General features: G+C 52.7%; 11 protein-coding genes. 6 read left to right on the top strand and 5 right to left on the bottom strand.

The annotated features are described in order from the left end of the window. Positions 1-396 precede the first annotated feature (396 nt). A complete protein-coding gene (locus IGR76_11950; protein MBF2079202.1) occupies positions 397-1,158 on the top strand; it encodes an SDR family oxidoreductase in 762 nt (253 codons plus the stop codon). Here IGR76_11950 and IGR76_11955 read toward each other — a convergent pair. After that, positions 1,099-2,136 carry a GUN4 domain-containing protein gene (locus tag IGR76_11955; protein ID MBF2079203.1) on the bottom strand — a complete coding sequence of 346 codons (1,038 nt, stop codon included), beginning with the start codon at positions 2,134-2,136 and terminating at the stop codon, positions 1,099-1,101. The genes IGR76_11950 and IGR76_11955 overlap by 60 nt on opposite strands. Further along, positions 2,136-3,134 carry a hypothetical protein gene (locus IGR76_11960; protein ID MBF2079204.1) on the bottom strand — a complete coding sequence of 333 codons (999 nt, stop codon included), beginning with the start codon at positions 3,132-3,134 and terminating at the stop codon, positions 2,136-2,138. The genes IGR76_11955 and IGR76_11960 overlap by 1 nt, the downstream gene beginning before the upstream one ends. On the opposite strand from IGR76_11960, the gene IGR76_11965 reads away from it, so the two are divergent. The 4 genes from IGR76_11965 (at position 3,123) to IGR76_11980 (ending at position 6,853) form a co-directional block, all read left to right on the top strand. Next, the gene (locus IGR76_11965; protein ID MBF2079205.1) at positions 3,123-3,584 is read left to right on the top strand and encodes a DUF565 domain-containing protein; all 462 of its coding nucleotides are present in this window, start codon (positions 3,123-3,125) and stop codon (positions 3,582-3,584) included. The genes IGR76_11960 and IGR76_11965 overlap by 12 nt on opposite strands. Before the next feature lie 60 nt (positions 3,585-3,644). Further along, positions 3,645-4,706, top strand: coding sequence for a glycerate kinase (locus IGR76_11970; GenBank protein MBF2079206.1), 1,062 nt, complete (start codon positions 3,645-3,647; stop codon positions 4,704-4,706). 900 nt (positions 4,707-5,606) lie between these two features. After that, positions 5,607-6,443, top strand: a complete 837-nt coding sequence (locus IGR76_11975; GenBank protein ID MBF2079207.1) for a hypothetical protein — start codon at positions 5,607-5,609, stop codon at positions 6,441-6,443. Between the two features lie 89 nt (positions 6,444-6,532). After that, on the top strand, positions 6,533-6,853 hold the full coding sequence (locus IGR76_11980) for a GNAT family N-acetyltransferase (GenBank protein MBF2079208.1): 321 nt from the start codon (positions 6,533-6,535) through the stop codon (positions 6,851-6,853). A gap of 236 nt (positions 6,854-7,089) precedes the next feature. On the opposite strand, the gene IGR76_11985 is transcribed toward IGR76_11980, so the two are convergent. The 3 genes from IGR76_11985 to mgtE form a co-directional block, all read right to left on the bottom strand. Further along, positions 7,090-8,961, bottom strand: coding sequence for an AAA family ATPase (locus IGR76_11985; protein MBF2079209.1), 1,872 nt, complete (start codon positions 8,959-8,961; stop codon positions 7,090-7,092). A gap of 114 nt (positions 8,962-9,075) precedes the next feature. Next, positions 9,076-10,281, bottom strand: coding sequence for a 4Fe-4S ferredoxin (locus tag IGR76_11990; protein ID MBF2079210.1), 1,206 nt, complete (start codon positions 10,279-10,281; stop codon positions 9,076-9,078). A 173-nt stretch (positions 10,282-10,454) separates the two neighbouring features. Then, positions 10,455-11,858, bottom strand: a complete 1,404-nt coding sequence (gene mgtE / locus IGR76_11995) for a magnesium transporter (protein MBF2079211.1) — start codon at positions 11,856-11,858, stop codon at positions 10,455-10,457. 172 nt (positions 11,859-12,030) lie between these two features. Here mgtE and IGR76_12000 point away from each other — a divergent pair. Continuing rightward, positions 12,031-12,298, top strand: a 268-nt coding sequence (locus IGR76_12000; GenBank protein MBF2079212.1) for a GNAT family N-acetyltransferase, incomplete at its 3' end; no start/stop codon positions are given.

The raw sequence follows: 12,298 nt of genomic DNA on the forward strand, positions 1-12,298 counted from the left end.
AGGCAGAATTAACAAACGTTGGCGAAACAGTAACAACGAATGTCAACGTAGCTAGGAGTGTGAGGGACCTTGTTTTCATATCGTTAACCCATGCGAGAAATAGCCTCAGATCGAGTTGATCGATCTGAATAACTGTCCATTTAACATGACCTAAAATCCTTGCAGAAACCCGGTTCAAATCTTTGCCTTGGTTTGCCTTCTGCTACAGCTAATGAAGACGAATATTCCTGAAAGGTTCCCCCAAAAAGATATTTTTGTTTTTGAGGAGATGTTCTATTTTTTATCCGGACGGTCTTTGCGATCGTGTGAAAACTTTATGTTTTGCGATCGCCCCTTTGGCAAAACGTGGTATCTATGCAGGGAGAGAATCCCACTGAGAATAGATAAAGACCGATCATGATCGATTTGAGCGGCAAGGTTATTTTAATTACCGGAGCCTCGCGTGGTATTGGGGCGGTGACGGCGAAAACCTTAAGTCAAGCGGGCGCAGAGGTTGTCCTGCACTATGGACAGGGAGCGGCAGATATTCAGGCTGTGGCGGATTCCATTGGGCGCGATCGCGGCCAGGTGATCCAGAAAGATTTGAGCGTTCCCCAAGCGGCGATCGCCCTTTGGCAGGCGGCGATCGCATGGAAGGGACGGATTGACGTGGTGGTAAATAACGCGGCGACGATGCCCAGTGCGGGGGTAGATGATGATCTGGATCAGTGGCAGCAAGCGTGGACAGAGACCCTGCAAGTGAATTTGATGGCGGTGGCGGATATCTGCCGGGAAGCGATTCGATTTTTCCGTACTCGTCCCCAGGGCGGAACCATTATCAACATTGCCAGCCGTGCTGCCTTTCGGGGAGATGGCCCAGAATTTATGCACTATGCCGCCTCCAAAGGGGGTATCATTGCCCTGACTCGCAGCATTGCCCGGGGATTCGCCTCTGATGGCGTGATTGCCTACGCGATCGCCCCTGGCTTTGTGCATACCGATCGCATTGAGGAGGTGATGCAAACCCGTGGCGCAGAGTATGTCACGCGGGATATTCCCCTCGGTGCGCCCGCCCCACCCCAAGATGTGGCGAATACGATCGCGTTTCTGGCGTCGGGGTTAGCCCCCCACATCACCGGAGCCACCATCGATATCAACGGGGCGTCCTACGTGCGGTAGGCGATCGCAGTCCTGGAGCCGATTGGCAAAGGCTTCTATGGTAAAAATTCCTAGCGTGTTGCCCAGAAACGGCAGGTGTCCTTTGGGGGCACGTAGGCTGAAGGTAATTTCGTCGTAGCATTTCCAATGGTTGGGGTTCCAGAGGTGATTGATGCGCCAACCGAGGCGATCGCCCACGGCTGCCCAGGTATCCGCCTTGCTCCAAAACAAGGTGTAGTAGGGCATCCATACATCCCGCTGGACGCTAAAGCCAAATTGCCCGCGACTGGCCTGGAGCCAGAGTTGATCAATCGTTTGCAAGTCGTGACAGGGCAATTCCGCGATGAGATCCGGCTGGAGCTGTTCGGCTCGGTTCACCCGACTGGCTCGCATCAATAAGCGCAAGGTTTCCTGATCGGCGGCTTTCCATTGTTTGGTCATCAGCAGATCGCGCAACCGCAGATAGCTCAATCCGTCGGTGGAAAAAAACTCCAACACTTTCTGGATGCGTGCTTCTGGGCGATCGCGCAGGTGTTCGTAGGTGATCTGCTGGAGTTCATCCGACAAATCCGGCAGGTGGTGTAGGAGCACATCCAGCCCCGCATGGTCTAACTCCAAGGCATCGGCGATCGCCTCCAGTTGCTCGGCCTCGATCGCACTGTTCAACCGGGTTTTGACCGACGTGAGGGCAAACTGCTGCACCGCATCGGTTGCCAGGGGATGATCAATGTCCTTCAGGAGCGCATAGGCAGCCTTTTGCACAGAACGATCGCGATCGCCCAATGCGCCAATCACCAGTTCTACCCCGATCTGTCCGTGATGGAGAGCTTCCGGTAAGGCTGCTAACCGCTGCTGGACATGGGGACTCGTGAGCCGTTGTTTCACCCCGGCTAAGCCCCCCAGAACAGTGCCCTGAGCGGGTGGAGCCGCTTGCCCCCCTAACACGGCATCGTGAGCCTGAGGCTGATGGATGGACTGAGTTGAGTGCTTGCGTGTCATTAGGGAATACCCCAAACCCCCACAGTGCGATCTTCGCTGCCGCTGATAATCCAATGTCCGCTGGGTGCAGCCGCGATCGCCGTTACCAGACTAGTGTGCCCACTCAGCACCACAACTTCTCGCCCCTGCTGTAAATCCCAAATGCGGATCTTGGACTGACTGCTGCTGATCAGATAGCGATCGCCATGAATCATCGTGGATGCAATGGATCGGGGTTTGGGGCGATCGCGACCCGCCATTGGATGCAAATCGCGATGCCCAGATTCTGTATCCTGCTCTCCGTCTGTACGGAGCCAGTCTGGGTGTGCCCACTGGGTTTGATCATCTAGCCATCCGTGGGTCAGTTGATTCATGGCATCGGTCGGTTGGGATGCCACCTTAGGTGAGGATTCTGGAAACCCATTCAGATCCCAATCCTGCAACGAATCGGGGGGTAACTCCTGACCGTTTCGCAAACTCCAAACTCGCAGTTGATGATCGGTGTCGCGCAAGACCAGCGATCGCCCATCGGGGCTGATGGTGAGCGTACTGACAAAAAAGGGAGCCGTAAAGGAGAGATAGGATTCCTGGGCGTGGAGATCCCAAACGTAGATGGTGCGATCGCGACTGCTGCTGACGATCGTTTGCTCGTCTGGACTGATCGCCACGGCGGTAATGCCCTGGGGATGACCGCGTAATGCACAGCACTGCTCAAACAAAACAAAGGGACAGTAGGACTCTAGGGCTTGCTGGGCGATCGCTGCCGGATTATCCCGTAAAAGTTGGTATGCCGCCCGCTGCACCTCAATCACCGGATCGTGGAGTGCTTGGACGATCGCCTCTAGACCCTCTATGCCATAGCCAAGCATCTGCTGAAGGGCTGCAATCCGCTGGGCAGGAACCGGATGCCCCAAGCGCTGCTTGACCCCGTCGAGTCCACCCAAAACAACCCCACTCGGCGGAACGGTGTATACTCCACCGAGGACTGCATCTTGGGAATGGGGTTGATGTCCACTCACGGTTCTGTCCATCCAGAGCCTCTGAAATCAGGTTATCCTAACTTCAGGATTGCTGCTGGCGATCGCCCCTGTCTTCTTCAAATCCTTCCAGCCATGCAAAATACTCGATTCAGTATCCTGGTTGATCATCTCTCAGAACGGCTGGTGGGCTGGCTGGGCAACCCTTGGCGTCGCCTATCCGTAACCATTATCAGCATTCTATTAGGGAACTTCCTTGCGAGTTTTGTGGCTACCACGGCGGGTCAGCAAGCGCGGGTGGATGCCTTGGTTGCAGCGGTGATGGCGGCGGGAACAGAAGTCGCGATTTGGTTGGTCTACGTGCAACCCCAACAGCTAGGGCTAACGCGCGATCGCAAACCTCGTCTCGTTTGGTGGAAAGAAACGCTCAATGGCATCCGGATCGGCTTCGTCTACGGGATGTTTTTGTTAGCATTGACTCTCGGTAGCTAGCCTCGGAGGATACAATTCGCGATGCAAACAGAGGATAAGCAACCGGAATTAGCCTCCAAACTGCGCTCCCTCTTACACCAATGGGCGACAGGAGCCGCAGCGACTGCCTCTGAGCGGCAGCAGATGGCTGAGTTAATGCTGGCAGATACTGAGCGTGCGGCTGTCTTTGGCATCACTCCCGATACGGTTGACGAGAGTTTAGATCGACGCCTGCATCTGTTCCAAACGCTCTGCCCCCAGTTTGCGCCCTTCTGCATTCAGCGCTTGGGATGGACAGAAGCCATTGCTGCCGAACGTTTAGAGACCTTTTGGAATCTTTGGCTCCCCCTGGCGATTCAGTTAGCGGATGAACGCGCAGCCATGGGGCGTCCGCTGATTCAAGGCATCTTAGGCGGACAGGGCACAGGCAAAACGACGCTGACTGTGTTGCTGACCTGGATTTTGGCCGCGTTAGGTTATCGGGTTTGTGGGATTTCGATTGATGATTTGTACAAAACCTACAGTGAGCGGCAGCAGCTTCAGCAGTTCGATCCACGGTTGCGTTGGCGGGGGCCGCCGGGAACCCATGATGTAACGCTGGGATTGTCGGTTCTCAAGCAGTTACGGGCCGCCGAACCCGGTCAACCGATCGCCATTCCTAGATTCGATAAATCGCTGTGGAATGGAGCAGGCGATCGCACCATGCCAGAGCAAGTGTCCAATATCGATATTGTTCTCTTTGAGGGCTGGTTTGTGGGTGCCCGCCCTGTGGATCCATCGGTGTTTGACCATGCGCCTGAACCGATTATCACGAAGCGCGATCGCCAGTTTGCGCGGGATATTAATGAAGCCCTGAGGGACTATCTCCCGCTGTGGGAACAACTGGATCGATTAATGGTGCTTGCGCCTGTGGACTATCGCCTCAGTCAAGAGTGGCGACGGCAGGCGGAACAGCAGATGAAAGCCTCTGGCAAAACGGGCATGAGCGATGCGGAGATTGATGAATTTGTGATCTATTTTTGGCGATCGCTCCATCCGGATCTCTTTATCGCGCCGCTGTGTCAGCAACCGGGATATGCAGATTTCGTGATTGAAATTGATGCTAGTCACGCTCCTAGTCGGCTGTACTGCCCTGGGCGTTAGCTGAACACTCAAAAAAGTCTTCATCCTCATACTTTATTTATTAACTCTGGCCAAGTATGAAGTTTTAAAGCAACTTTGCCGAGGAAATACTCGGCTAGTTTTTATCGTGCTAAAACCGAATCAGCTAGGTTGCTCTTCCAATGCCATGAAATAGCATCTATTCTTCTACTGCTGAAATGTAGCAATCCGTTTTGATTGCTTTGGGTGCACTGGGGCTAAAGTTTAAGTCAGGTGAGAAATTGGCCTCAAAAACTTTTTAGAAATCAGGTTAGATTCCTATAGTTACAGGAATATTGGTCTATCCAACGGGGAGCATCCCATATTTGCAAATTTATCAATGTCTAGAGTGCGGGCATCTTGCCTGCGAGCGGGACGCTCGCACTACCCGTACAAAGTTGGGATGCTCCCTATCCAATGATTCAATGATATTGGGTATGTTCGTTCCCGTATTCCCGTAGGGTGCGTGTCACTTGATTGGTAGAAAAATCGCGCATGCCTGTCAAGGGCTGCAGCTGTGTGGTGCACCAGGGATTTTCTTTTCTCTCTATAGAAGGTGACACGCACCCGTTTCCCTAGCGTGTTTACGAGCCTAGATAGTGTTGAATTAGGGTGCACAAATTAATGGAATCAGATGTTTTGTCCTACTTAGAGAGCAATTTTTCGTGGACATAATCTCCTAATTACTCGGGGAGATTTCCGGATGATTGGTGATTATAAACATGAGTCGCGGTAAACAGAATCATTGCTTAACCCTTAACTCTTAAGATTTAAATTCCCATGCTGGACATACATACTTCTCTCAATCTCGTTCAAAAGAAGCTTGTTGATTATAGCTTGAAAGGACAAGACTATCTTGCTCAGAACTATACCTGTTTCCGGAGGGCTCCCTCTCTTTTTGTGATGCGAAAACTAGCTCGTTTTGAGGGACTCCGATATATCATTGAGGCAACAACTCCTTCATCTGTATCTGTCCCTCACGGTGAAGAAACGTCGATGTTTGAGGGGCTAGATATTGCCACTGCTGTGCAGGCGATTCGCCAGACGGGATACTATGATCAACTGCAACTTCCTCCTGCGATTGTCAAAGAGTTGCTCCAGTTCTGTCAATCTTCGATTTGTTATGGCGATCGCCGTCCTGATGTTCCTTTCTATCTCAGCCAACGATCAAAGGTAGAAGAGCGATTGAATAAGGCATTGATGATTGGCAGTTATCTCAATACCCATGAAGAGTGTCCTGCGTTTCAAGCGATTAAAACGGATCCGGGACTGCTAGCGTTAGCCAGAGCATACTTGGGTTGTGAACCTGTCTATCTTGCAGGTGAACTGTTTTGGAGCTTTCCACGGGAAAGTAGTGAGATAGAAAAGCTCAAAGCAGCGCAGGTTTTTCATTATGATATCGATGACTACCGATCATTGAAGCTGTTTTTCTACTTGACGGATGTTGATGAATCAGCAGGGCCTCATGTGTGCATCAAGGGTTCTCATGTTCGTAAAAGACTTTACCATCAGATTCTTGGACAACGGGTCGCTTCTATAGATGATGCCACTCTGGTAAACCACTATGGTGCAGAAAATGTTGCTGTACTCTGCGGTCAGGCAGGGTTCGGGTTTGCGGAAGATCCGTACTGTTTACATAAAGGGACATTGCCGACCGAAAAACCTCGACTCCTGCTACAACTTCAGTTCAATCAACGATACTATCCAGATATTCGCGTCCATCAAGGTGCACCGACTTAGCGTGCTTAGTCTCATCAGCGTCTTGGCTATTTCTGAGCGATCGCTAAGGCTTGCGATAGAATACCGTCGGTGTCTCTAGGGATTTCGGCGTGACTATTCAGCTTCGTGATGGCACAGAATCGGATTTACCTGAACTGCAGCAGTTGTTTTACGACACAGTTCAACAGGTAAATAGCCGCGACTATGATGCTGAGCAAATTCAGGTATGGTCATCCTATGCGTGGAATGATGATCTTTGGATAGAACGGATGTCAACGCAGCAGTTTGTTTTGGCTGTAGTGGACGGGGCGATCGCAGGCTTTGCCAGACTAGAAACGGATGGTCATATCGATCTCTTTTTCATCCACGTCGAGTATCAGGGACGAGGTATTGGTTCCCGACTGTTAACCCATTTGGAAACCTTGGTGTAGAAAGAACACTGTTCAAAACTCTATGCCGAAGTGAGTATTACGGCTCGTCCGTTTTTTGAACATAAGGGATTCCAGGTTATTGAAGAAGAGATGGTGACGCTCAAAGGTGTTTCGTTTCGACGGTATCGCATGGAGAAGTCTTTGTAGGTGAATAGAGCCATGAAAAATAGGATGCACTACGCGATCGCGCAACGCATCCTACCCGGATTGGCTATTCAGATTGATGAAACGGGGATCTATGCAGGATAGATCCGCAGCCGTCGATTGGGTTCATCGCCAAAGCTAGAGGACTTTAAGCGATAGTGCTCCACCAGTTCATGCTGCATCTTGCGAACCTTCGCTGAGCGGGGCAGTAACTCCACAGGTTGTCCCTTGGGAATCACAATCTGTTCGACAGCCAGTCGCGCCTCTTCTAAGGCTTCAATCTCATCTTCATCCCCACTGCGAGCAAAGAGATTGAGATTGACAGTTTCGGATACTCCGGCTTCATCCATGTTGAGCATTCGCTTCAGTGCCCGCAAAATTTGGGGCATGGTGTTCGATTTCACCGCATGGATGGCAAGCTGCCGCGAACTCGCCGTTTGACGCAGCTTGGAATGGTTCTTAATGTGCGATCGCAGCGCCAGTACCGCATCGGCATTATCCAAATCCTTCGTGATCACAATCGGCAGGTTCAACGTCTCTACCACCTGTTCCAACAGATGCCGACTCACCGCATAGGGATAGACCCGCAGCACGTCTTCCCCATTCGGGCCTGTCATTGGTTCATCCACAAAGGCGTTGCGATCGCCGACGGGTATGCTTGCCAACGATGCATCGAGGAGCTGATCAAAGTACTGCTGCTCGTTGGGGACAGACTCCAGATTGCGAGTGGTGGTACTCGTCTCTTTGCGCTCTGTGCGACTCGAAATGTGACTGAGCGGCGTCATTTGTCCCGATTCTCGCCAGCCACCAGAGCGGTAGTCGGGGAGCAATCGCGCCGACACTTTGGGAGAACGGGCGATCGCCATTGGTGGGCTACCATTTTCCTGCTCAATCTCTACAGAGCCGTCGGCGGTCACCGTGCGAATTTGGTACTTGGGCTTGCGTCCCCGCAGCAGACTATCCACGGTTTCAGACACTTCTTCGTGAACGACCCAGCGTTGACGCTCCAGCATCTCGACGGCAATATCAAAGGTCGGCGGTGCTTTCCGTTCCAGCACACTCTTTTGGCTCCCCCGACGACGAGCTTCTTCATCACCCAGCGTTACCGACTGAATGCCGCCAATCAAATCCGAGAGGGTCGGATTCTTAATCAGGTTTTCAATCTGATTGCCGTGGGCGGTTCCCACCAACTGCACCCCCCGTTCCGCAATGGTTCGGGCGGCCAAGGCTTCCAACTCTGTCCCGATTTCGTCGATGACAATCACCTCCGGCATGTGGTTTTCCACCGCTTCGATCATCACCTGGTGCTGCAATTCCGGCTTTGCCACCTGCATCCGACGGGCACGCCCCAAGGCCGGATGGGGAATATCGCCATCTCCCGCAATTTCATTCGAGGTATCAATAATCACGACCCGTTTACCCAAATCATCGGCAAGTACCCGTGCAATCTCTCGCAGAGCGGTGGTTTTGCCCACCCCCGGACGTCCCAGCATCAGGATCGATCGCCCCGTTTCCACGAGGTCGCGAATCATGCTAATGGTGCCAAATACGGCGCGTCCGACCCGGCAGGTCAAGCCAATAATGTCGCCTTGCCGATTGCGGATGGCGCTAATCCGGTGCAGGGTGCGTTCGATGCCTGCCCGGTTATCCCCACTAAAGACTCCAACGCGATCGATGCAGTAATCTAAGTCCTCGCGAGAGATGGGAATTTCGGATAGATACTCGGCTTGGTCTGGAAATCGAGCTTCAGGATAGCGTCCTAAATCCATCACCACTTCAATGAGCCGATCGCGCTGGGGGTGGTGTTCTAGGTGAGCTCGAATGGCGGGTGGAAAAACGTCTAGCAGGCGATCGAGATCGTCGGTCACCTCAAACCGACCCACCGGATGCACAGGATGGGGAAGGGACTCATTCACTTGATTCTCTTGGGTCGAGCCTTCATGGATCGAAGGCTGAATATTCATTGCGGAGTCTGAAAAGCGATTTCCGTTCGATGTCATAAAGATGGGAGGTAACTCAATAACCAGCAATACGAAACGGTGAGATCTAGCGGCAGACGTAACCCAACATGGTGTCCATTACGGTGTGCAGGATGCCGCAGCCGTCATCTGTGCCGAGGCTTTTAGGGGCGAAACAAGCTCGTAAGCTCGCTCCACCGCTTGCCAAAGTAAGGGGGAAACATCTTCAAGTCGGGTGCTGCTCGGTGTGGTCGGGGGGAACGGGGCTTCATTCATGGGCGTTTGAGTGTCTAGGGTGTCCAAAATCGGCGAGAGCAAGGTGCGGGCATAGCTGCCGTAGGCAATACCCGCAATGTACGGCTGTTCCGCTGAGGAGAGCCGCATCGATGAGACTACACGCGCTGTGTCTCCTGGGGATGAAAGGGGGGAGGCGATCGCCCGGTTTCGCAGCAATCCGCGCGATCGCAGTTTGTAGACCGTAGAGGCATTGGTTCCGCCTGCAAGCTGCACATATCCGGGCAGGCCAGCATCGAGCACTTTTTGTCCTAGGTGAATGGCGGCGCGGGTGGCTCCTTTGCCGATGTCACCGCTCATGGGGCGACCATCGGTTTGCCAAATTAAGGCACAGGGCAAGGGCGAAATCAGGTCATACAGGGCTTTGAGATAGTCGATTAGTCCTTCACCATCGGGGCAGCTAATGGCAACGAGTTTGAGATGGGGTAACGCTGGGGCGATCGCCTTCCACAGCCGACTAAATTCCGCCACACGTCCGACCTGAGTATGGATTTCAACGGCATCGATATCCTGGAGAACCAGAGGGGCGATCGCCGATGGGGACGATACATAGGATCGCGCTAAAATCTGCTGAATCGGACAAATAGGTAAACAGCGCCCACAGCCGTAGCACTGGGCATCAATCACTCCAGAGTATCCATCCGGCAACTGCTCAAAGACAATGGCGTTGGCAGGACAGATGGCCTCACAGGGGCGGGGACACTCGGTTGGACACTGATTGGGATCAAACTCTGCTTTGCGAAAATGGGGATCTTCGCCATCGTTGAGACTGACCATGAGCCACGGCAATGCACGAAACCCAAAGCCCCGGGCGATCGCCTCTTCCTTCAAGGAATCCGCAACCGCTAGCGCATCCCGCACCGATGCCAGCACAGCGGGATCAGCAGCAACATCAATACAGTCGGCTCCAGCAAGCGTATACGCTAGGGCTAGAGAACGGATGGCAGGGAGGTGTTGAAAACTGGCTCCACAAATTAGCTTGAACCAGTGACCCTCTCTTAGAGAACGTAAGGGATAGTACAAATCAATCACCCCTACATGGTAACCATGTCCATATGAAAATGACTATGGATCCACGGGATCGTTTGCCCTTAGTTTACTATAAACTCTTAGTTTTTCTATAGATGCTATGGCTTTTCCCTAATGATTTCAATGATCCCTGTAGACGATGACCGTGGGGAGAAGAAGAGGGTTACTTGCACGTTTTAGCTCCCCGACCCAATGTCTAAAATTAAGCGAGCCACATTCAGGTAAATAAATACGCCCAGTACGTCTACCGCTGTAGTGATAAACGGGGCAGACATCAAGGCTGGATCGAGGCGGAGGGCTTGGAATAGGAAGGGGAGAGCCGAGCCAGAGACAGAGGCTAAAACAGAAATGGCAACAAGACTCACGCCGACGGCGATCGCCACTGCGAAACTGCCATGCAGCAGATAGGCCCAGCCGGTCACCACGAACCCCAGCATGATGCCTAAGATGACCCCAGCGACTCCTTCTCGTCCGATAATCCAAAAGGCGCGATTGGTCTCGACTTCATTGGTGTTGAGTCCCCGAATCACCACCGTGGACGACTGCGCTCCCACGTTCCCACCTGTGCCGATGAGGAGAGGAATAAAGGCCGTCAGCGCAACCACCTGGCGCAGCACGTCCTCCTGGGAGCGGATCACGGCGCTAGTTGCCGTGTTGGTGAGCAGCAGCACAAACAGCCACACCACCCGTCGCCGCGCCACCGTGATTAGATTCGTTTGAAAGTAATTATCACTCCCCGATTGGACACCGCCCAGGGTGTAGATATCTTCCGTAGTTTCCTGCTCCAAGATATCGATGACGTCATCAACGGTGACAATCCCGACGAGCCGCTGTTCCCCATCTACCACTGGAACGGCCAAAAAATCATACCGCTGGATAATCCGAGCGACTTCTTCTTGGTCGGCGTCGGTATGGACGTAGACTAACTCACGCACCATAATGTCCCCAACTTTCTGGGTGGGGGGAGCCGTCACTAAATCTCGCAGGGAGAGAATTCCCGTGAGCCGACGAGCCGCATCAGTAACGTATAGGTAGTAAATCGTCTCGCTGACATGCGCCAGACTGCGAATATGGTCTAATAACTGCTCAATCGTCCAGCCTTCTTTCAACGCCACATATTCCGGCGTCATAATCCGCCCAGCGGTGCCGGGTTCATAGCCCAGTAAGAGAGCCGTCGCACGACGCTCATCGGGACTGAGTTGGGCGAGGAGTCGGCTGACGATCTTGGCGGGAAGTTCATCAAATAAACGGGCGCGATCATCCGGCGACATTTTGTCTACGATGTCTAGGACATCCTGCCGCTTAAATTCTTCGACTAGGGTTTGCTGAACCCCAGAATCTAAGTACTCATAGACTTCGATCGCTTCATCCTTGGATAGCAGCCGAAAGGCGATTACCTGCATGGTTTCCGGCAGTTCTTCGATTGCTTCGGCAATATCTACAGGTTGAACTGGGACGAGTAGCGCTTTGGCTCCTGGATAATTATTTTGTTCCAGTAGAGCTTGGAGCTGCGATCGCACGAGTTCGCGCAGCTCTCGTCGGGTAATGGATTGAGATTGGGTCGAAGAATTCTCGCTCAATGCTAAAATCCGTAGGTTTGTGAACTAGGACGGTCAACGGTATACCCGATTTCCAGTGTACGAGGATACGTATCCGACTCCTTAGAGTTTGCCATAGTGGTCATCATAGACGACCGATCTCAATTCTCGCCTGTCTTGGTCTGAGTTTGCTGTATTCGTGTGAAACATCCCTATGATTCCACTTCTTCTCAAAATTGTCTCCTATGCTGATGAACGTTCGGCGATTCAGCGGGTGCGAACGGAAGTCTTTCAAATTGAGCAAGGCGTTGCGCCTGAGCTAGAGTTTGACGGCTTAGATGACACATCGACTCATTTAGTGGCCTACTGGGATAGCCAAGCCGTGGGCACAGCGCGCGTTCGATATCTTGCACCGGACATCGCCAAAAATGAACTACCCCGCCGCAAGCGGACGGGGTATCAGAATCAAAAAAGAGCAAGTT

Origin of the sequence: Synechococcales cyanobacterium T60_A2020_003 (assembly GCA_015272205.1) — a bacterium.
GTDB lineage: Bacteria > Cyanobacteriota > Cyanobacteriia > RECH01 > RECH01 > JACYMB01.